The organism is Streptomyces sp. NBC_00659, assembly GCF_036226925.1.
Classification (GTDB): Bacteria; Actinomycetota; Actinomycetes; order Streptomycetales; family Streptomycetaceae; genus Streptomyces.
Genome location: NZ_CP109031.1, coordinates 1,820,319 through 1,840,520, shown reverse-complemented (window position 1 = coordinate 1,840,520; position 20,202 = coordinate 1,820,319). Strand labels below are relative to the sequence as shown.

16 protein-coding genes are annotated in these 20,202 nt (G+C 71.3%); 6 read left to right on the top strand and 10 right to left on the bottom strand.

Going from position 1 to position 20,202, the window contains the following annotated elements; all coding sequences use genetic code 11:
* Positions 1 to 108: 108 nt before the first annotated feature.
* From OG410_RS07825 to pdxR, 4 genes are all read right to left on the bottom strand, one after another.
* Positions 109 to 2,760: a DUF7824 domain-containing protein gene (locus OG410_RS07825; RefSeq protein ID WP_329298464.1), complete on the bottom strand. Its 2,652-nt coding sequence runs from the start codon at positions 2,758 to 2,760 to the stop codon at positions 109 to 111.
* Positions 2,757 to 4,331: an SWIM zinc finger family protein gene (locus OG410_RS07820; protein WP_329298463.1), complete on the bottom strand. Its 1,575-nt coding sequence runs from the start codon at positions 4,329 to 4,331 to the stop codon at positions 2,757 to 2,759. The genes OG410_RS07825 and OG410_RS07820 overlap by 4 nt, the downstream gene beginning before the upstream one ends.
* 81 nt (positions 4,332 to 4,412) lie before the next feature.
* Entirely contained in the window at positions 4,413 to 6,008 is a 1,596-nt protein-coding gene (locus OG410_RS07815) for an alkaline phosphatase D family protein (protein ID WP_329298462.1), read from the bottom strand.
* Between the two features lie 187 nt (positions 6,009 to 6,195).
* Positions 6,196 to 7,680 carry a MocR-like pyridoxine biosynthesis transcription factor PdxR gene (pdxR, locus tag OG410_RS07810; protein ID WP_329298461.1) on the bottom strand — a complete coding sequence of 495 codons (1,485 nt, stop codon included), beginning with the start codon at positions 7,678 to 7,680 and terminating at the stop codon, positions 6,196 to 6,198.
* 47 nt (positions 7,681 to 7,727) lie between these two features.
* Between pdxR and OG410_RS07805 the strand changes: the two genes are divergently transcribed.
* The 3 genes from OG410_RS07805 to OG410_RS07795 all read left to right on the top strand — a co-directional run bounded on the left by OG410_RS07805 (position 7,728) and on the right by OG410_RS07795 (position 10,606).
* Complete coding sequence (locus OG410_RS07805; RefSeq protein WP_329298460.1) at positions 7,728 to 8,744, top strand: DMT family transporter; 1,017 nt, start codon at positions 7,728 to 7,730, stop codon at positions 8,742 to 8,744.
* Between the two features lie 24 nt (positions 8,745 to 8,768).
* A protein-coding gene (locus OG410_RS07800) for an IS5 family transposase (RefSeq protein WP_442813922.1) occupies positions 8,769 to 9,625 on the top strand; the annotation gives its coding sequence in 2 pieces (ribosomal slippage) (positions 8,769 to 9,144 and positions 9,144 to 9,625; 858 coding nt in all).
* A 21-nt stretch (positions 9,626 to 9,646) separates the two neighbouring features.
* A complete protein-coding gene (locus tag OG410_RS07795; RefSeq protein WP_326783080.1) occupies positions 9,647 to 10,606 on the top strand; it encodes a C45 family peptidase in 960 nt (319 codons plus the stop codon).
* A gap of 54 nt (positions 10,607 to 10,660) precedes the next feature.
* Here OG410_RS07795 and OG410_RS07790 read toward each other — a convergent pair whose 3' ends face one another.
* The 3 genes from OG410_RS07790 to OG410_RS07780 form a co-directional block, all read right to left on the bottom strand.
* Positions 10,661 to 12,067 carry an NF041680 family putative transposase gene (locus OG410_RS07790; protein WP_329298458.1) on the bottom strand — a complete coding sequence of 469 codons (1,407 nt, stop codon included), beginning with the start codon at positions 12,065 to 12,067 and terminating at the stop codon, positions 10,661 to 10,663.
* Positions 12,068 to 12,204: 137 nt separating this feature from the next.
* Positions 12,205 to 13,035 carry an alpha/beta fold hydrolase gene (locus OG410_RS07785; protein WP_329298457.1) on the bottom strand — a complete coding sequence of 277 codons (831 nt, stop codon included), beginning with the start codon at positions 13,033 to 13,035 and terminating at the stop codon, positions 12,205 to 12,207.
* A 163-nt stretch (positions 13,036 to 13,198) separates the two neighbouring features.
* Positions 13,199 to 13,852, bottom strand: coding sequence for an NADPH-dependent F420 reductase (locus OG410_RS07780; RefSeq protein ID WP_329298456.1), 654 nt, complete (start codon positions 13,850 to 13,852; stop codon positions 13,199 to 13,201).
* 111 nt (positions 13,853 to 13,963) lie between these two features.
* Here OG410_RS07780 and OG410_RS07775 point away from each other — a divergent pair, with 111 nt between their 5' ends.
* Positions 13,964 to 14,848, top strand: a complete 885-nt coding sequence (locus OG410_RS07775) for an RNA polymerase sigma-70 factor (protein ID WP_329298455.1) — start codon at positions 13,964 to 13,966, stop codon at positions 14,846 to 14,848.
* Between the two features lie 270 nt (positions 14,849 to 15,118).
* Entirely contained in the window at positions 15,119 to 15,880 is a 762-nt protein-coding gene (locus OG410_RS07770) for a GntR family transcriptional regulator (protein ID WP_329298454.1), read from the top strand.
* A gap of 186 nt (positions 15,881 to 16,066) precedes the next feature.
* Here OG410_RS07770 and OG410_RS07765 read toward each other — a convergent pair whose 3' ends face one another.
* The 3 genes from OG410_RS07765 to OG410_RS07755 all read right to left on the bottom strand — a co-directional run bounded on the left by OG410_RS07765 (position 16,067) and on the right by OG410_RS07755 (position 19,163).
* Positions 16,067 to 17,224: an ROK family transcriptional regulator gene (locus OG410_RS07765; protein ID WP_329298453.1), complete on the bottom strand. Its 1,158-nt coding sequence runs from the start codon at positions 17,222 to 17,224 to the stop codon at positions 16,067 to 16,069.
* Positions 17,225 to 17,322: 98 nt separating this feature from the next.
* Positions 17,323 to 17,985 carry a response regulator transcription factor gene (locus OG410_RS07760; RefSeq protein ID WP_329298452.1) on the bottom strand — a complete coding sequence of 221 codons (663 nt, stop codon included), beginning with the start codon at positions 17,983 to 17,985 and terminating at the stop codon, positions 17,323 to 17,325.
* A gap of 14 nt (positions 17,986 to 17,999) precedes the next feature.
* Positions 18,000 to 19,163 (bottom strand): sensor histidine kinase, encoded by a 1,164-nt coding sequence (locus OG410_RS07755; RefSeq protein WP_329298451.1) that lies wholly within the window; start codon positions 19,161 to 19,163, stop codon positions 18,000 to 18,002.
* A 108-nt stretch (positions 19,164 to 19,271) separates the two neighbouring features.
* On the opposite strand from OG410_RS07755, the gene OG410_RS07750 reads away from it, so the two are divergent.
* A complete protein-coding gene (locus tag OG410_RS07750) occupies positions 19,272 to 20,201 on the top strand; it encodes an ABC transporter ATP-binding protein (protein ID WP_329298450.1) in 930 nt (309 codons plus the stop codon).
* Position 20,202: the final 1 nt, after the last annotated feature.

Sequence of the window (20,202 nt, the reverse complement as noted above, 5' to 3'; positions counted from 1 at the left end):
TTTGCCTCGAACACAGGACCTCGCTGCCCACCTGGTCGGGGCCGCCGGACCCTTGATCGTCCTGCGTCACAAGTGCGGCGGCCCCGTTTCGGGCGGCTGCCTTCCGCCTCAGGCGACGGCCTCCCGCGTCAGCGCGGTCCGCAGTCGTCGGGCCTGGGTCACGACCTTGGACGAGCCGTGCCGCTCGGCGGTACCGGCGAGATGGGCCAGATCACCGCTCGCCCCGGATCGCTCGGCGCAGTCGGCGGCGATGGCCAGCAGTTCACCGAGCCCCCGCACCGCGCCGCCGCCCGCCCCGTCGGCGGCGAGGTCGGCCAGCAGGGCCGGCAGCAGGCCGAGCAGCACCGACCAGACCGTGGCGTACGCACCCGTGGCCGCCGCCGTGCGTATCGACTCGGCCAGCCGGGACTTCTTCAGCGCGCCCCTGCGCACCAGCTCCCCGATGTCCGAGCCGAGCCGCCCGGCGTCGAGCTGTCCCCGGGCGGCGAGGACCAGCAGGGCGTCCACCGCGGCGAGCCGGTCCTCGGGATGCCGGGCCCCGAGCCCGTACGCCAGGCACAGATGCAGCGCCTCGCCCGCTGTGCCGTCGGCCTCGGCGAGCAGCGGCAGCATCGCGGCGACCATGCGGCCGTCCTCCACCGCGGCCGTGCTGATGTCGCGCAGCAGACGCGCCGCCACCAGTTCCCGGCGTCCCGGTACGACGGCCGGCCAGTACCGCTGGTCCGTGACACCCCAGTGCCGGCAGTACCTGTGGTCCTTGAACACCGTGAGGGGGCGTCCCAGCGGCCGGAACTCCTTGGGGAACAGGCCCTGTATCTCGCCCAGTTCGCCCAGTTCCAGAAGGATGCGGGCGCCCGAGGTCCGTCGGCGGCTCGTCGGGAGCAGCGGCCCCTCGGCGGTGAGCCACTGGGCCAGCCGGTACCCCTCGGGGCTGCCGAGCGCGCGGGCCCGCGCCGCGGCTGCCTCCGCCGTCGCACGGTCGTCGCGCCGTACGCGCAGAAGTGCCTGCGCGAAGTCGGCCGTGCCCGGCCGGGCGTCGAGCCGCCGGTACTCGGTGAGGCGTTCCACCAGCTCGTCCGGCTCCAACAGGCCGGTGTCCCAGGTGGGCGTGGCCAGCAGGAACGGCATCGGGTCGGTGCGAAGGCGGTAGCCCGCCTCCCACAGGCGCGCGTCGAGAGCGTGGGAGAGCGCGCTGTGATGGCAGTTCCCGCTCGTCGGTCCCTGCTGCACCGCCGCATGGAGCGTTTCCATGCCGACCCCCTCGAACAGGGCCGCCAGGACGACTTCGAGACCCTGCGCCGACTCACGGAAGCTTCGGTCCACGACCGGGTAGCTCGGATCGCGGTCCTTCCACCAGCAGCGCGCGACCACGGGGCCGAGGGCCTCCATCAGAGCGTCCCGATCACGGTGGGCGTGGCGGACCAGACCGTCCAGAGTGCGCTCGAACGCCGCGACTCCGCCACCGGAAGCCAGTATCGCGCTGACCTCCTCGGCCAGTTCGGTCACCGATTCCGGTGCCGGCGCCAGCCGCGCCCGCTCAGGAACGGGCGGCAGCACCTCCTCATGGACCGTCGAAGCGGAGTCCGGCGACTCGATGCCGAGGACTCGCTGCGCCCGGAGCCGCAGCCCAGGGCTCAGGTCGGCGGTGAGCTCGCCGAGCCGTTCCCGCGCGCCGCTCGTATCGGGCAGCGCGGTGACATGGCGCTCCACCAGCTTGAGCGCACGCTCCTGCACCTCCGTGTCCTCGTGCCCGTAGGCCTCCGCCAGCGCGGGCAGCAGCACGTCCGCCGTGGACGGATCACGCTTGAGGACCTTCCCCAGCAGGACGAGCTGGGCGCGTACCAGCTTCTTCTCCGTACGGAAGAGCACCCCCGAGGACATCTCGGCCAGCTGCCGGGACGTCAACTCACCGTCCAGCGCGAGAGAGGCGAGCACCGATTGCGCGTACCCGGCGACGGTCGGCACGGCCTGGCAGGCGAGCACCGTCCAGTCGGCGGAGCGCTCGCGTTCCTCGTCACGCGTCGGAGCCAGCGACGACAGCAGACGCAGGAAGACCCGCTGGTCGGCCGGGGCGCCACCGCGCAGGAGCCGCGCGACGCAGGCGTCCAACACGACCTTTCGGTCGAGGGTGCCCTCCTCGGACAGCTCGGCGAGTGCGCTGTACCAACTGCCCGGTCCGTCGCCGAACAGCCAGGCGATCTGACTCGTGACCTCCAGCGACTCGAAGAGCGCGGTGACCAGCACGGACACGTGCGGCTCCTTGCGCAGTCGCTGCGCCACCGTGCCTCCGCCGTGCCATGAAGCACCGATGTGCTCCAACCAGCCCCGCACATAGGCGTCGGTCGTCGGGACCTCGCAGCCGGACAAGGCCACCAGGCCCGACACCAGGGCGAACGGGACCCGGGACGTCGCCGGCCGGGCGGCGAGCCGGTGCGTCAGATCGGCGAGCCAGTCGGTCTCGCGATCGCCCAGCACGTGGAGCAGGACACCGGGGGAGGCCTGGGACCAGCGCATGTCCACGCCGGCGATCCAGGTCGCCGCACCGGCGGCGCCCGTGTGACACGCGGCTCCCGCCGCGTGCAGCGCGGGATGGGCCACGCGGGACGCCGCGTTCCACGGCGCCGACCGCAACTCCTTGCGGAGTTCCTTCAACGCGGGCAGACAGGACCGGCGTTCACCGTCGGTCATCCCGTCCAGGAGTCCGGCGGCCTCGACCGTCCGCCCCGCCCGTACCGCCTTCAGCAGTGCCTCGCCACTCATCGCCCATCGCCCCCGTCGAACCGAACTTCCAGGAATTCCTCACGTCGTTGCACGGCCGGAGCCGGAGCCGGAGCCGGAGCCGGAGCCGGAGCCGGGACCTGAGCCAGGGCCGGGACCTGAGCCAGGGCCGGAGTCGCGGTCGTAGCCTGACCGTTGCCGTTGCCGTTGCCGTTCCCGTTCCCGTTCGCGCTCCCGTTCCTGTGCTCGGCCCGAGCGCCCCGCCGAACCATCCGCACCGCGAGAGCGTGCTTGCACGGCCCGCGGCCGCCCCGGTACTTCGCCCACCACAGGCAGGAACAGCTCAGCGTTCCCGCGTCGTCGCGGACGCGGTGCACATGTCCGTCGTCCGCGGTCACCGTGCCGATGGCTCCGTCCAGGGAGACCGCGCCCGCGCCGACCAGGGCGTGGGCCGACCGCAGACGCGGGTTGTGCCGCTCGGCCCGCCCCGCGTCGTACGGCAGTTCCCGGTGGAAGTACGCCGCTTCCGCGGTGTCGTAGCCCACGCGCCCCGATGTGCCCAGCCGGACCAGGGCGGCTCTCACCCGCTCGGCCGGCAGGCCGGAGGCGGCGGCCAGTTCGCCCACATCGACGCGCGGCTCCCACGCCAGGAGCACCGCGATCAGCTCCGCGTCCTCGGCGGCCTCGTCGGTGGCGAGGGCGTCCAGCACCCCGCCCTCTCCGGAGAAGCCCCGGGAGGCATCGGGCGACAGCGTGAGCGTCAGCCGCATTCCGGGCAGGACCGCTTCCCAGGCACCGGCCAGGGCGCTGTCTCCGGTGGCCGGTGGGCCGTACACGCGCAGCGCCGTCGCATGGCGCAGTACCCGCTGGAGCGCGATCAGCCGGTCGGGCCCGGGCAGACACACGGCTCCCGGAACCGGCCGGGTCGTCGGACGCAGACCCCGGCCCGCCGGCACCACCCACTGGGCGCCGCCCGACCGGCCGCGTACCGTGCCACGCGGGAGGGAACGCAGGAACCGCACGGCCTCGGCCGCGGGGAGCTCGGCCCGTAGATCGAATCCCGCCGCCGTCACCTGGGCCTCCGCGAATCCGCGCAGCCAGCGGTCGGGCAACGGAACCTTCTTCTCCACCACCGGTCCGTCCAGCGTGGTCACGGCCATTTCGTCGGGGCCGACGCGGAGATGCAGTGGATCGTCCGTGCCGATGCGGGAAAGGGCCTCGCGCAGCGGGTTGTTGACGTCGACGTTCGTCGTCCCATGCCCGATCTCGTCGCCGTCGAGGCCGGGTGCCAGCACGTCCAGACGCGCGTACACCCCGCCACAGCCGGAGAAGGACTCGAACCGCAGACGGTCACCGTTGCCCGTGACCACCGGGTCGAGGGACGCGCGCAGCTGAGGCTGGTAGTAACGCGCCGCGGCGACATCGGCCACCGCCAGCAGCCCCGCGGCGGCCACCTGTGGTGACGTCAGAAAGCCCGCGAAGAACCGGGGATGGTCCTCGAAACCCGTGGGCGTCGAGCCCCGCGAGGTCTCGAGTCCCAGCCGCCGCCCGCCGGGCGCGGACTCCAGAGCGGAGGGTCGGGTGTAGGCCACGGCCTGCAACGATCGCGTCATGGAAAAACCGTAGAGGCGACCACTGACAATCACCTCTGACCTGCGAGGTGTGGGCCGGGGTGAGGCGGACCGGTGCCGCCCCTACTGGCCCACGCGCCCCGGCTGGAGCACCTGTGAGAACAGCACGGTCCCGTCCTGCTCCCGCAGCCGCACCGTCAACTCGCCGCTGTCGCCGTCGATGTCGACCTCACCGAAGAACTGATAACCGCCGGCGGGCGAGACGTTCGCGGCTACGGGTGCCTTCACGAACACCCGCTCCGGACCGAACGTGTTGTCCAGCGCGCTGGCCGGGAAGGCTCCGGCGTTCAGGGGACCGGAGACGAACTCCCAGAACGGCTCGAAGTCGGTGAACGCGGCCCGCGACGGCTGGTAGTGCTGCGCCGACGTGTGGTGCACATCCGCGGTCAGCCACACGGTGCCCGTGATCCGACGGTGCTTGATGAAGCGCAGCAGCTCGGCCAGCTGGAGTTCCCGTCCGAGGGGCAGGCCGGGGTCGCCCTGCGCCACGGCCTCGATGTTCGGCTTTCCTTCGGTGGTGTCCGGTACGACGAGGCCGAGCGGCATGTCCGCGGCGATCACCTTCCACACGGCCCGCGAGCGCGACAGCTCGCGCTTCAGCCACTCCAACTGCCCGGCGCCGAGGATGCCCTGTGGATCCGTCGTCTGGTTGTCCGGCGAGTTGGCGTTGCGGTAGGTGCGCATGTCGAGGACGAACACGTCCAGGAGCGGACCGTGACGCATGACCCGGTGCACGCGTCCGTCCCGGTCACCCGGGCGCAGGGTCGACACGGGGAAGTACTCGCTGAACGCGCGCCGGGCTCGGGCCGCCAGGACGTCCACGCTCTTCTCCGTGTAGCGCGTGTCCGTGGTGGCGACCACCTCACCGGGGTACCAGTTGTTGCGCACCTCGTGGTCGTCCCACTGGATGACGGAAGGCACCTGGGCGTTGAACCGTTTGAGGTTCTCGTCGAGCAGGTTGTAGCGGAAATTGCCGCGGAACTCCGCCAGCGACTCGGCGACCTTGGACTTCTCCTCGGTCGTGATGTTCCGCCAGGTGCTGCCGTCGGGGAGGGCGGCCGTCGCGGCGATCGGGCCGTCCGCGTAGATGTTGTCACCGCTGCACAGGAAGAAGTCGGGGTCGAGCCGGGCCATCGCGTCGTAGATGCGGTAGCCGCCGATGTCCGGGTTGATGCCCCAGCCCTGTCCCGCCAGGTCGCCCGACCACAGGAAGCGCACGCCGCCGCGCCGGCTGTGCGGAGCCGTACGGAACGTCCCGCTCACCGGCTCCCCGGTGCGCCGGGGGTCGTCCGGGTCGGCGAGCAGGACGCGGTAGTGGATCTGTTCACCGGACGGCAGTCCGCGCAGCCGGGTGGTCCCCGTGAAGTCCGTGTCCGCGCCGAGCAGCGGACCGTGCCATCTGCGCGAGTCGCGGAACGACGCGGTCGCCGAGGTCTCGACGATCATCCGTGCGGGCCGGTCGGAGCGGACCCACACCAGGCCGGAGTCGGTGGTCACGTCGCCGGTCTGGATGCCCCAGCCCGCCTTCGGCCGGCCGGACAGGGCGAGTGCCGGTGCCGAGCCGATCGTGGTGGGCAGGGCCAGCGCCGCCGACGCGGCCAGGGAGCCGCGCAGCACGCTGCGGCGGCCGGGGATCGAGCTGAGCGGACGGTGCGACATGGATACGCCTCCGGGGACGGATTCGGCCAGTGTGCAGAGCCACAACTACTGGTACGCCGCAGCGCGCACGCAAACCACGGGTGAACAACCGGCCCTGGGATGTGCGGAATCGACGCGGATCCTGCGGGGCCGGACCGGTCGACGGCGTGGGGCCCGGAGATGCCCGCCCCGATCCTGGTGTGGTGCTTCAGGGCGCCGAGGACTCGTCGAGTGCGCCCCGGCCGCGTACGGCCTCCGCCATCAGTCGCACGCCGTCCCGTATCCGTGCGGGCGGCAGATGGGCGTACCCCAGCACGAGCCGTACGCCGTCCGCGGCCGTTGCTCCGTAGTGTGCCGATGGCCGGACCACGACCCCGGCCGCCGCGGCCCGTACGACGAAGCGGTCCTGTGGCCCGTACCGGCCGGGGAGCGCGGCGACGACGTGCAGGCCGGCCGCGATGCCGGAGACCTCCGTGCCCGGAAAATGCTCCTCCAGGGCCGCGACCAGGACGTCTCGCCGCTCCCGGTAGGCGCGCTGGCAGCGGCGCAGCTGACGGTCGTAGTCGCCGCGCTCCACGAAACGGGCCAGGAGCGCCTGATCGAGGACCGGATTGCCGAGGTCCATGGTGCGTTTGCGCTCGACGACCTCCTCGAAATGGCGCGCCGGAACGAGGAGCCAGCCCAGCCGAAGCCCCGGAGCGAGCGATTTGCTGACCGAGCCCGTGTACCCGACATGCTCGGGGTCGAGTCCCTGAAGGGCGCCCACCGGGGCACGGTCGTAGCGGAAATCGCCGTCGTAGTCGTCCTCGATCACCAGTCCGTCCACGGACCGGGCCCAGTCGAGGAGTTCGGCGCGGCGCCGCGCCGAGTACGCGATCCCCGTGGGGAACTGGTGGGCCGGCGTCGTCACCACGGCTCGTACACCGGAGGCACGGAGCGGAGCGACCGCCAGGCCCTCGTCGTCCAGCGGCAGCCGTACGGTGCCGACGCCGGCCGAGGCGAACAGCGAGCCCAGCTCCGGACTGCCCGGCTGCTCGACGCCCACGGTGGGTGTCCCGCGCGCGTGGAGCACGAATCCGAGCAGAGTCATCGCCTGGGCGACCCCGGAGACCACGACGACGCGCTCCGGGTCCGCGACCACGCCCCGGCGGCGTACGAGGAGTTCGGCGAGGGCGGTCCGCAGTCCCGGCAGACCACGCGGATCCGGGTAGCCCAGTGCCTGGTGGGGCAGTTCGGCCAGCACTCCGCGGTGCGCCGCGGCCCACGCGGAGCGCGGAAAGAGAGACAGGTCGGGGGTTCCCGCGACGAAGTCGGCCCGCACCCCGGCCGCCCGCGGGGCACGGTCACGCGCGCGCGGGCCGACCGCCCGGACCGCGTCACCGACCCAGGTACCGGCGCCGCGGTCACTGCGCAGATACCCTTCCGCGGTCAACTGCTCGTACGCCTCGGTGACCAGCCCCCGCGACACGCCGAGATCACCGGCCAGCTCGCGACTGGACGGAAGCCGGGTGCCGGGAGCGAGCCGCCCGGAGCGGACCGCCTCGCGCAGTGCGGCCTGAAGGGTGCGGCCACGCGCGCGGGGCGGCGCCGACGCGGCCGGCAGGAGCAGCTCCCACGCGGCCGTCCACGAGGGTGCCGCCGCTGTCGGAGCGGGACGTGGCGGCCCGCCGCGATTGGTCCCCGATGACGTCATGGAAGTGGACCTTAAACCGGGCCACGCCCGTCCATAGCGTCGGAGTCATGAACGCCACCACCACCCGGGGCGCGCTGCTCGCCGCCCTTGCCTGCGTCCTCGTCGGAGGTTCCTTCACCGCCAACAGCGTCATGGGCCACTATCCCTACGCGGGCGGCCAGTTCCTGCGCTACGGCCTCGCCTGTGTCCTTCTGCTGCCTCTCGTCGGCCGGGGCGGAGCCGCCCCGCTGCGGCGGCTCACGGTCCGCCAGTGGGGGCGCCTCGCGCTGATCGCGGCCGTCGGCATGGTCGGCTTCAACCTCGCCGTGCTCGCCGCCGAGCGCACGGCGGAACCGGCCGTCCCCGGCGTCTTCGTGGGCTGCGCCCCGGTCGTCGTCGCGGTGCTCGTACCGCTTCAGGAGGGGCGTCGTCCGCAACGCCGGGTCCTGTACGGGGCGTTGCTCGTCGCTCTCGGCGCGTCCGCCGTTCAGGGGTGGGGCCGCACGGACGCGGCCGGGATCACGTACTCCCTGGGCGCGCTGGCCGGGGAAGTCGGCTTCGCCGTCCTGGCCGTGCCGGTCCTGCGTCCGCTCGGGCCTCGGCTGTTGTCGGCCACCGTGTGCGGTGTCGCCGCGGCGGAGTCGGCGGTGGTCGGGGTGATCACCGGCGGCGGCAGATGGCTGCGGGTGCCGGACGCGACGGAGGCGACCGCGTTGGTGTGGCAGGCGGCGGTCGTCACGGTCGTCGGCTTCGTGTGCTGGTACACGGGCGTGCAGCGCATCGGCGCGGAGCGCGCCACGCTCTTCTCCGGACTCATCCCGGTCTCCGCCGCCTGCACCGCGCCGCTCGTGGGCACGGGCGCCTACGGGATCGCGCAGGCCGCGGGATCTGCCCTCGTGGGCACCGGAGTCGCCCTCGGATCAGGCGCGTTGAGCCTCGTCGTCGGGCGCGGCCGCCGGGCTGCCGCGAGGTGCCGCTCGACGACAGCCGCCCATGACCGATCGGAAGCAGTCGCCCACGGCCGTACGGCCATTACCGACCAGGGCCGTACGACCGCTGCCGACCAGGGCCGTAAGAACTCCTAACAGAATGATCTTCGAGGTGGTTGGATGGCTCCGGAAGTGACGATCCGGGGGTGTGAGGTGGCTCGGCCGAAGCCGTGGCATGTTGAGGACGAGCTGTGGGCGATGATCGAACCGCTGTTGCCGAAGGTAGAGCGCCGCACTCGCTATCCCGGGCGCAAGCGGCATCCGGACCGGCTGGTTTTCCAGGGCATCCTGTTCGTGCTGAACACCGGGATCGCCTGGGAACACTTGCCGCAGGAACTCGGCTTCGGCTCGGGTATGACCTGCTGGCGCCGCCTGGCTGAGTGGACCGAGGCCGGCGTCTGGCCCCGGCTGCACGAGATCCTTCTCGCCGAACTCCGTGCTGCGAACGCCCTGGACTTCTCCCAGGCGGCGGTCGACGGCTCCCACATTCGGGCGTTAAAGGGGGAGCCAAGACCGGGCGAAGCCCTGTCGACCGGGGCAGGACGGGCAGCAAACACCACCTCATCACCGACGCCAGCGGCATCCCGCTCGCCGTCACCCTGACCGGCGGCAACCGCAACGACGTCACGCAGTTGATCCCACTACTCCAGGCCGTGCCGCCTGTGCGGGGCAAACGTGGTCGGCCCCGACGCCGACCGGACGCGGTGCTCGGTGACCGCGGCTACGACCACGACAAGTACCGCCGACTCGTCTGGGGCCTCGGCGTGAAACCGCTGATCGCCCGCCGGGGCACCGAACACGGCTCCGGACTCGGCGCCCAACGTTGGGTCGTGGAGCGCGCGTTCGCTCACCTTCACTGGTTCCGCCGCCTGCGGATCCGCTGGGAGATCCGCGACGACATCCACGAAGCGTTCCTCACTCTGGGATGCGCACTCATCTGCTGGCGACGCCTGCGTGCCCTTGAAAAGTGGGCCTGAAATTTAGTTGGGTCCTACCTCATGAGCCACTACGTCAAGACGTTCCATGCCATTGAGATCGGTGACGGCGCAGACGGTCGGTGGGCCGCGCATGTCTGTTCAGCCATGGCGAAGGCAGAGGACTGGCTGACCGAGGAGGGCCGCACCCTCGAGGGCGCAGCGCAGGCCCGACGACTCTTCGATACGCACATGCCCGAACTGGTCCCCGTGCTCGACCGGCTCGCGGATCAACTGGAATCTCCACAGGCCAGGACGCTTCTCACCATGGCGACCGTGCGTCCGTTCTTCTCTGGCTGCACCCAGATCGGCCACGAGGGCACGCTGCTCAGAAACTACGACTTCGCCCCGGATCACTGCGAAGGCACCATCGTTTCCTCCCAGTTCCTCCGCCCAGTTATCGGAATGCAGGAAGCAGGATGGGGCCTGCTGGACGGTATGAACGACGCCGGACTCGCAGTGTCACTCACCTTCGGCGGGCGATTCGTCCATGGGCCCGGATTCGCCATTCCCCTCGTGCTGCGCTACCTACTGGAAACCTGCCGGACCGTTGACGAGGCCATCGACAGACTGCGCACGATACCCATCGCGATTCCGCAGAACGTCACCCTCGTCGACGAGCACCAGAGCCTGACGGTCTATGTGGGTCCCGACATCCCGATGACCGAGGCCCACGACGCCTGCGCCGCCAATCACCAGCACCTACCCGTGTCTGACGAGCAGGAACGAACCACCCGGACACGAGCACGACTGGCCGCCGTTCAGGCAGCGGGAGTTGATGTTCCGTCGATGCTGCGACCACCGCTGTACCAGTGCAGCTACGACCAGTGGCTGGGCACTGTGTATACCGCCCACTACCGCCCCGCCGAGGGGCGCGTGACGTACCACTGGCCCGGCGAGCACTGGGAACACACCATCGTCGGCTTCACACCGGGAGCACGCACCGTTGCCCTGGGGTTGTCCGGCGACAGCAACGACCACTGACGCATAACCGACCGTCGCCCGCACTCATTTCGTTAGGGGTTCTAAGCTTCGCTTTTATCCCTGTGAGTGTCGGATCGCAGGTCTTGCAGCTGTTTTGACTGCGGGGTGGCGGGTGGCTGGGCCTCGTCGGGTGCCTTGTGGACGGCCTGTGGAGCGTCCGCAGGGTTGTGGCGGCTTGGCCGGTGTTCCCATTGCTGCCTGGACGTGACGAAATCGTCGGCGGACGCGGCCGGGTGTGAGATGGGTCTGCGGCAAAGGCTGTTCCCAGGGCAGCCGATGGTCGGCCACCAGGGAGCGGGCAAGGCGGAGTTGGGTGTAGGCGGCGATGACCAGCCAGGTCCATCGGTCGGCCTGCTCCGGAGTGCGGGGCCGGGGCAGAGTCCAGTTCAGGGTCTGGCGGGCGAACCGGAAGGTGTGCTCGATGTCGAACCGGCGGGTGTAGGCCCGCCAGAGCAGGTCCGGATCGGGGGTCTGGCCAAAGGGGCCTGTCCACCACAGCCACAGAGTCTTCGGGGCCCGGCTCCGGCCGGGCAGCCGGTCGACGGTGAGCCGGACCAGGGTGCCGGGGACGATGGGGCGAGGGCCTCGGCTGCCGTGTCCGTCGTGCTGCTGGGTCTTGGCGTGCAGGCGGTGCCACATCTGCACGCTCACCGCGCCGTATTGCTCGTCCGCGCAGGTGTGGACGGCGTCCGGGACCGGCCAGGTGGTGGGGTCGGGACAAGTGAACTTCGCGCCGTGGCGGCGCGGCCGCCCCGAGCCTGTCGCCCTGATGGGTGGCGGGTCGGCGTAGAACGACCGGTCGGAGCGGACCCGGACCAGGATCTGGGCCGCAGTTCCGGCGAGTTCGAGAGCCAGGCGGACGGAATCGTAGCCGCCGTCGAATACAAACAGCGGGGTCTTGAGGCCAAGTTCGGGACTCCGTCGCAGCAGACCGTGGATCTGGAGGGCGGCGACCGTGCTGGGATTCTGCCCCGGCAGCAGCCGCTGGGCATCTACTGGCGCGGTCCACGAGTTCGTCGTCAGCTCCAGGCCAACGAGCCAGGAGTAGGCCCAGCCGGCAACGATTGGCTGTCCCGCCGAGTGCTTGGAGGGGTGGTAGTAGTAGCCGCGGTCAGGCGAGCACTCGGCATCGCTGCGGACCCACACGCTCACGTCCACCGCGAACACAGGGCACGAAGCACCGGGCAGCGAGGCAGCGAGCAGCTCACGCACCTTTTCGGCATCCACGTAGCCTTCAGCCAGGGCCGCATAGGTACTCCCGTGGCCGCGGCGGTGCAGCCCATCGAGTGACAGGTAGGGCAGCGAGATGACCGGGCCGGCCGCCAGCAGGGCATCCGTCAGCTCGAACAACGCGTCACCCCGCCGGGCCAGGCAGTCGTACCAACCCCTGCGGAACCGCGCCAAGCTGGCTCCGCTCTGGCGGCCCGCCCCCGCCCCGAGCACGCTGACAGCGACGGCCATCGCACCCTCCCCTGGTCTTCACCTACCTGGAGAGTCCCGCGATGGCCGTTCCATGTCCCGGCTACCGAGCAACCAACCATGCACGACCAGAGCACACGGATAAAAGCGAAGCTAAGACCGCTGCCGCCGAGGACGGCTCAGCGGCTTCCGTCGAGGATGACGCGGGCGACGAGCGCCGGGTCGTCGTTCATCGGGACGTGGCCGCAGCCGGGCAGCCGCACCAGTCGCGCCCGCGGAATGATCTGCTTGGCCCGGACACCCTGGCGGCGGAGCAGCAGCCGGTCGCGGGTGCCCCAGGCCACCGTGACGGGGAGTGTCGGGATGTCGTCCGTGAACTGGACGTTCGTACCCGCCCGCAACGTTTCGTCGAATCCCTCGGCGTGGGCCAGGGCGAGGGTCTCGGCGACGACCGCTTCAGGTGAACGGCGGCCGGGCCGGGCGTAGATGGAGCTGGTCAGCACCGTCCGCCCGGCCGCCGAGCGGGAGAGCCGCTCGATGACCGGGACGGGCGTGCGGCGGGCAGCCTGCCGCATGGCGATCAGCAGGCCGAAGGCGTAACGCCGTTCCACCGGTGACCAGAAGCCGGCGGGCGAGAGCGCGGTGACGGACCGTACGAGCTTCTCGCGCCCCAGTTCCAGGGCCAGCAACCCGCCGAGCGAGTTGCCGGCGACGTGCGGCCGTTCGATCTCCAGCGCCTCGCACAGCGCGCCGAGCAGGGGCACCACCGTCGGCAGGTCGTGGGTCATTCCCTCGGGCAGCGCCGGGGACGCGCCGAAGCCGGGAAGGTCGACGGCGATCACGTCGCGTTCGGCGGCGAGGATGGGGATGACCGGGTCCCAGGCCTGACGGTGGTGGCCGATGCCATGCAGCAGGAGCAGCGGTTCGCCGGTGCCCACGCGCGCGTAGGACACGGTGACGTCCTTGGGGCCGCGCGGTGAGGGGAGGCTGACGGTGACCGTGTCGGGCATGGGACTGCTCCTCGTCTGAACGCTGTGACGAACCATCTTGTAGACAGCTTGTCAGCAAGTGCTACCGACGGGTAGCCCCGAGCCGTCACGAACCGTGCGTCGGCCGTCACGCGCCAGTCATCACACGCCGGCCGCCGCCCCGGTCGCACGCCTCCGTGGGGCACTAACGCGCTCTGCGCACCTCCACGTTGAAGTCCGCGTGCCCGATGCCCTGCATGAGCTTGACCCACAGCGGCACGTACATCTCCACGACCCGCGCGGTGTGGATGCCCCCCAGGTCGAACACACGCCGCGCGGGCCAGCCGAACTCGCCCAGCAGCGCCGTCACCTGTTCTTTGGCGCTCTCGTCGTCACCGGAGACGAAGATCTGGTGCTCGCCCGGCACCCTGGAAGGCTCGACCATCACTTGGCAGTTGACGGTGTTGAGACTCTTCACCACCCGGGCCCCCGGGAACTCGCGCTGGATCTGCTCGCCCACACTGTCCGACTCGACGGGAGACAGCCGTAGCTCGCCGTCCTCGAACGCCAGGGGGTTGGAGACGTCCAACAGCACTTTGCCGTCCAGGTGTTCCTCCCCTGCCGACCGCAGTACGGCGAGCGCGATCCGCCCGCCCACCGCGTTCACGACCACCTCGCCGAACGCCGCGGCGTCCGCGAAGGTACCGTGATGGGCGGTGGGCCCCGCGCCGTCGGCCCACTCGACGGCCGTCGCGTTGTCCTTGGTGCGCGAGCCCAAGGAGACCTCGTGGCCCAGTTCGACCAGCTTGCCGGCAAGGGCGCGCCCCACGTCGCCCGTGCCCAGTACCCCGTATCGCATCGTCGTTCCTCCCGTTTTCGGGACCGCCGGCCACCGGCGGCCCGCGGCCATTGTGCTCCGGGGCGGCCGATTCGCCTGGACACCGGGGAATGTGTCGGGTGGGATGGTCCGGTGGCAAGCGACACGGCGACCGATGTCTTCGAAGAACACCGCCCCTTACTGATGGGTGTTGCGTACCGCATGCTCGCCCGAGTGGCCGACGCGGAGGACGTCGTCCAGGAGGCGTGGCTGCGCTGGTCCGGCAAGGGCCGGTCGGATGTGCGGGAAGCACGCGGGTATCTGGTCCGCGTCACGACCCGGCTCGCCATCGACCGGCTGCGCCAGGTCCGGTCGCGCCGTGAAGCCTACGTCGGACCGTGGCTCCCGGAACCGTACGTCACCGACTTCGGCGAGACCGTGCCCGACAGCGCCGAGCGGGCCGTTCTCGCGGACTCCGTCTCCCTCGCCGTCCTCGTCGTCCTGGAGTCCCTGTCACCGCTGGAACGCGCGGTGTTCGTCCTGAGAGAGGCGTTCGGCTATCCGTACGCCGACATCGCCGCCGTCCTCGACCGGGGCGAGCCTGCGGTGCGTCAACTCGCCGGGCGGGCGCGCAAGCACGTGGAGGAACGGCGGCCGCGCTACGAGGTCGACCCGGCCGAACGCCGTGACCTCACCGAGCGGTTCCTCGCCGCGGCGGGCGAGGGCGATCTGGAGGGACTCGTGTCCCTGCTGGCACCGGAGGCGCGGCTCATCGGCGACAGCGGAGGCCGAGCCCAGGCGCCGCTGCGGATCCTCGACACGGCCGAGAAGGTCGGCCGCTTCGTCGTCGGCGTCACCAAGAAGGGTGCGTCCGGCCTGTCGCTGCGCTTCCTCGAGGTCAACGGCGGTCTCGCGGTGCTCGCGCTGTCCGACGGCAAGCCCGACAGCATCATCCAACTGGACGTCGCGGACGGCCGTATCCAGTGCGTCTACATCGTGCGCAACCCGGAGAAGCTGATGTCGATCCCCGCGGCCTGATGCCCCGGAGGACGCCTCCGTCCGAGGCGCCGCAGAAGAGCGAAAGCCCCCGTCTTTGTACGGGGGCTTTCGGCGTTGTGTCGCGAACGTCGCCCGGCGAGAACACCCCGTGAACGCTCCGCGGCGGGGTGCCTGTGCAATCCGTAAGGGTTCGAGGATTGGTCTTGACCAAGGGTGGGGGCGGCTCTATCGTCGCAGGGATAGTGCAGGAACCTTTAATAAACAAGGGCGTGAAAACGCCGCCGGGCCACGGCGATTGCGGAGGACAGGGTGGGGACCACGCAGTTGGAATCGGTGCCGGAACCGAAGTACTGGCACCTGAGGACCGTGCTGAGCGAGGCGCTGGACTCCGAGTTCACGGTGGGCGAGATCCTGCCCAACGAACGTGATTTGGCGGCCCGCTTCGGTGTCGCTCGGGCGACCCTGCGCCAAGCGCTCGAACAGCTCGAACTGGACGGCCGCCTGCAGCGCCGTCGCGGCGTGGGCACCACCGTCGCGCCACCGCGCGTGGGCGTGGCCGTCGGAACCGAACAGCACGTGTGGCCGGGGGCCGTCGGTGACGCCTGGCACGCCGCGGACTGCACCGTGGCGGCGCCGCCCGCGCCGGTGGCCGGCATCCTGGAGACCGCCGACGGCGAGTTGCTGCACACCGTACGCCGTTCCCTGGTGACACACGGTCAGCCCGTCGCCGCCGAACTTCTGTACATCCCGGCTTCCTCGGTGCCGGACCTGTCGGCGATCGACGCGCCCTCGGGTGCCGCCCGTGCGCGTGCCGTGCTGCGCGAGCTCCAGCGGCTGGAACTGGAAGGCCAGGACCGTGCCGTCGAGCTGGGCTCGGCCCGCGCGGACGACGCCAAGGAGCTCGACCGCCTTCCCGGGGCGCCCGTTCTCGTGGTCACGACCCGTTTCTTCACCGAGGGGCGCACCGCGGCGGTGTCCGTCGCCACGTACCGCGCGGACACCTGCCGGCTCACGTTCGGTGACTCCGGCGGTGTGGAGATCCACCACGACCCGGAGCGTCGCGCCTCCTGAGCCGTCCGGCCCGGACCGCCGCCCTCGTCGAGCCGCGTCCCTGACCACACCCGTCCGACCACACCCGTCGCACCCCGGAACCCTTCGGAGCGCGACGGGTTTTGTGGCTGTGGCTGTGGCTGTGGCTGTGGCTGTGGCTGTGGCTGTGGCCGGGGCGGCGGTCGGCGTCGTCGCGTCACCCACGCCTCAGCGGCGCGCGGTCACGGTTCCCTCCACCGCGAACAACTGCTCCTCCACATGGTCGAGGGCCAGCCGCAGCGCACCGGTCGCCACGGCCGCTTCCCCCAGCATCGAGAGGGCCACCCTCGGCGGACGCAGGCAGTAGCGTGCCAACTCCCTCCGCAGCGGCTCCAGTACGCCGTCCAGGCCGGCCGCCCAGCCCCCGATGACGACCAGCTCCGGGTCGAGGGCGAGGACCAGGGCCGCCACGTCGTGCACCAGCCGCTGGATGAAGCGGTCGACCGCGGCACGCGCCCGCTGGTCACCGTCCCTGGCCAGAGCGAACACCTTGGCGACGGCCTGCTCGTCGAGCGGGTGCAACGGCTCGTCCGTCGTCGACAGCAGCGTCTCGGGGGTGACATCACGGCCCAGCAGGTGCAGCGCTCCGATCTCGCCGGCCGCCCCGCCGAACCCCCGGTGCAGCCGCCCGCCGATCAGCGAGCCGGCACCCGGACTCAGCCCCGCCAGGACGAACACGACGTCGTCGGAGTCGGTCGCCGCGCCCTTCCAGTGCTCCGCGACCGCCGCCGCGTTGGCGTCGTTCTCCACGAGCACCGGGCATTTGAAGGAGCGGCTCAGCCGCTCGCCCAGCGGCAGGCCCGTCCACTCCGGCAGTGCCGTGCCCAGGCGCACGGTGCCGTCCGCCTCCACGATGCCTGGGCTTCCCACACCCACCGCGCGCAGAGAACTGCGGGCGACACCCGCCCTGCGCAGCAGCTCGGCGACCGCCACCCGTAGCCGTTCCAGCCGCTCGTCGGCGGACGCCGTCTCGTCCACGTCCTTGGCCATCGCGCCCATCACGCGCCCGTCCAGGTCCGCGAGCAGCGCCGCGACGCGGTGAGGTCCGATCTCCAGGCCCAGCAGATGCCCCGCCTCGGCCCGGAACCGGAACCTGCGCGCCGGACGCCCCTGGCGCCGTGCGGCACCCTCCTCGGCCGCCTTCTCGACGACGAGCCCGTTATCGATCAGCCCCTCGACGACCCCTTCGACCGTCGGCCGTGACAATCCGGTCACCCGGGTGATCTCGGTGAGGGTCGCGCAGTCCGTGGCACGCAAGGCGTGCAGGACCACCGCGGAATTGATCCGTCGCAGCAGAGAGGGATCCCCGCCGGTCAACCGCCCCAACGTCCGTCCTCCCAGCTTGTACGCGTGTTGGCCGGATCGTACTCGTCGCGGGGGACCCCGGCGAGGGCCGGGGACCCTTTCCCGTGCACGGGCCGCCGTCAGCCCGGCGCCACGAACCCCGACTCGTAGGCCGCGATGACCGCCTGAGTACGGTCCCGGGCACCCAGCTTCGTCAGTACGGAGCTGACGTGCGACTTGACCGTCTCCGTGCCGACGACCAGCCGCGCGGCGATCTCGGCGTTGGACATGCCCCGTGCCATCAGCCGCAGCACGTCCGCCTCGCGCTCGGTCAGCGCGGCCCGATCCATGACCGCCCGCGCCGCCGGATTCCCGCCTGTCTCCCCGTACTCGGCCGCCAACTGCCGTACGGAGGCGGGGAACAGCAGGGACTCGCCCTCGGCCACCAGCCGCACCGCGTGCACGATCTCGGCCGGCCGCGCCCGCTTCAGGAGGAAGCCGTCGGCCCCGGCGCGCAGCGCCTCGTAGACGTACTCGTCGTTCTCGAACGTCGTCACGACAAGGATCTTCGGCGGATCGGTGACGGTCCGCAGCACCGCGCGGGTGGCCTCGATGCCGTCCATCAGCGGCATCCGGACATCCATGGCGACCACGTCCGGCCGCAACTGCCGGACGAGCGGGATCACGGCGGCGCCGTCGGCGGCCTCACCGACGACCTCGATGTCGGGCTGCGCCTCCAGCACGGCGCGCAGCCCCGCGCGTACGAGGGGTTCGTCGTCGACGAGCAGAACGGTGACCGGCATCCGGCCAGCGTAGATCAGTGCGACGGAATCTCGGCGTGCACCTGCCAGTCACCCTCGTGCGGGCCCGTCCGGGCGCTGCCGCCGAGCAGCGCGGCCCGCTCCCGAATGCCGCGCAGACCGCTGCCCCGCCCGGGACCGGCTCTGCCGTCCGGCAGCGGATTGCGGACCTCCAGGGAGAGCGTGCCGTCCCTGACCTCGATACGGACCCGCACCGGGACGCTCCCGGCATGGCGGAGCACATTGGTGAGCGACTCCTGGAGGATGCGGTAGCCCTCTCTGGACACCGGACCGGCCACCGTCTCCAACGGGCCCGAGACCTCTGCGTCCACCTTGGCCCCCGAGGTGCGCGCGGACTCCAGCAGCCGGTCGGCGTCGGTCAGCGTGGGACGGCTGCTCACGGGACGCCGCGCCTCGCGCAGCACGCCCAGCACCCGCTCCAGATCCTCCAGGGCGGACCGTCCGGTCTCCTCGATGGCGGCCAGGGCACGGGAGGTGAACTCCGGGTCGCCGGCCGCGCGCGCGGCGCCGGCCTGCACCACCGCGACCGTCAGCGCGTGTCCGATGGAGTCGTGGAGCTCGCGGGCGATGCGATTGCGCTCCAGGAGCTGTTCGGTCCGCTCCTCCAACGCGGCGAGCCGCTCGGTGGGGGAGGGACCGAGGAGCCGCCGAGCGAGCGCCGTGGTCAGCTCACCGAGGCCGACCACCACGCCGTACAGGGCCAGCAGGGGCAGCGGGATGAGCAGCGCGCAGCTCCAGTGCGGGTCCAGGAGCATTACCGCGGGATCGTCGGTGGGCCGGTAACCGGTGGCCGCTCTGCCGAGATCGACAGCGAACACGGGCAGCCAGACGGTGACACCGCAAGCCACCCAGCCCAGCAGGATGCGCGCTTCCAGCCAGAGCACGGTCCGCCACCGGTCCCGCCACCCGACGGAAGGAGCGATCGAGAACGCCGTGTCCTCACCGCCCCGCTCACCCGGCGCCAGCATGAAACGGGCCTGCACACCCTCGCCCCGCCGCACGGCCGGGATCAGCCCCAGGGGAATCACCATCACCGCGGGCACCCACGGCTTCGACAAGTCGATGAACAGCCACACACTGGTGAACAGCATCGGCACCCACAAGTGCAGCAAACGCGTGTACGTCGTCCCCCACAGCAGCGGGCGCAGAAATTGGGCCATTGCGCCATCCTGCCAGCGAGCACTGACAACGGACCTCCCCCGGGCGGGGGAGAGGATCTCCACCCGCGGGGGAGGCGGGAGCCGGTCCGCGGCCGCCACGCTGGGCCCATGACCAGCATCGACGTCCGAGACCTGACCAAGGAGTACGGCAGCAAGCGTGCCGTGGACCACCTGACCTTCAGCGTTCTCCCCGGCCGTGTCACCGGATTCCTCGGCCCCAACGGCGCCGGAAAGTCCACCACCATGCGGCTCGTGCTGGGCCTGGACCGGCCCACTTCCGGCACCGCCACCATCGGGGGCCACGCGTACGCCACCCTCGACGAACCGCTCCGGAAGGTGGGCGCCCTCCTCGACGCGGGAGCCGCGCACGGATCGCGGACCGCCCGGAACCACCTGCGGGCCCTCGCCGCGACCAACCGCATCCCCGAACGCCGGGTCGACGAGGTGCTGGAGGAGACGGGGCTCGCCGCGGTGGCCCGGCACCGGGTGAAGACGTACTCCCTGGGCATGCGTCAGCGTCTGGGCATCGCGGCCGCCCTGCTCGGCGACCCGCCCGTGATGCTCCTGGACGAACCGTCGAACGGCCTGGACCCCGAAGGGATCATCTGGATCCGGGAGCTGCTGCGCCGGCTGGCCAGGGAAGGGCGCACCGTCCTCGTCTCCAGCCACCTCATGAACGAGACCGCCTCCTTCGCCGACCAGCTAGTCGTCCTCGGCCGCGGCAGACTCCTGGCCGACATGCCCATGCGCGCGTTCATCGACGCGCGCGTGCGGCCTCGCGTCCGGGTCCGCAGCACGGACAGCCGTGCCCTGGGGGGCCTGCTGGCGGAGCGCGGCATCGAGGCCGTCGAGGGCGAGGACGGCCGCTGGACCGCGTTCGACGCAGGACTGGAGGACATCGGGCGCCTCACCTCGGCCGCGGGTCTCTCCATCCTCGAACTCGCTGCGGAAGAAGGGACGTTGGAGCAGGCCTATCTGGATCTGACGGCCGCCGAGACCGAGTTCGCCGCCGCCCCGACACAGCCTCAGGAGGTCTGAC

Coding starts and splice junctions, on each gene's coding strand:
- OG410_RS07795 (WP_326783080.1), top strand. CDS start 9,647: ATGAGCCACTACGTCAAGACGTTCCATGCCATTGAGATCGGTGACGGC.
- OG410_RS07755 (WP_329298451.1), bottom strand. CDS start 19,163: ATGGCCCAATTTCTGCGCCCGCTGCTGTGGGGGACGACGTACACGCGT.
- OG410_RS07790 (WP_329298458.1), bottom strand. CDS start 12,067: ATGGCCGTCGCTGTCAGCGTGCTCGGGGCGGGGGCGGGCCGCCAGAGC.
- OG410_RS07825 (WP_329298464.1), bottom strand. CDS start 2,760: ATGAGTGGCGAGGCACTGCTGAAGGCGGTACGGGCGGGGCGGACGGTC.
- OG410_RS07815 (WP_329298462.1), bottom strand. CDS start 6,008: ATGTCGCACCGTCCGCTCAGCTCGATCCCCGGCCGCCGCAGCGTGCTG.
- OG410_RS07780 (WP_329298456.1), bottom strand. CDS start 13,852: ATGCGATACGGGGTACTGGGCACGGGCGACGTGGGGCGCGCCCTTGCC.
- OG410_RS07760 (WP_329298452.1), bottom strand. CDS start 17,985: ATGCCGGTCACCGTTCTGCTCGTCGACGACGAACCCCTCGTACGCGCG.
- OG410_RS07785 (WP_329298457.1), bottom strand. CDS start 13,035: ATGCCCGACACGGTCACCGTCAGCCTCCCCTCACCGCGCGGCCCCAAG.
- OG410_RS07805 (WP_329298460.1), top strand. CDS start 7,728: ATGAACGCCACCACCACCCGGGGCGCGCTGCTCGCCGCCCTTGCCTGC.
- OG410_RS07820 (WP_329298463.1), bottom strand. CDS start 4,331: ATGACGCGATCGTTGCAGGCCGTGGCCTACACCCGACCCTCCGCTCTG.
- pdxR (WP_329298461.1), bottom strand. CDS start 7,680: ATGACGTCATCGGGGACCAATCGCGGCGGGCCGCCACGTCCCGCTCCG.
- OG410_RS07750 (WP_329298450.1), top strand. CDS start 19,272: ATGACCAGCATCGACGTCCGAGACCTGACCAAGGAGTACGGCAGCAAG.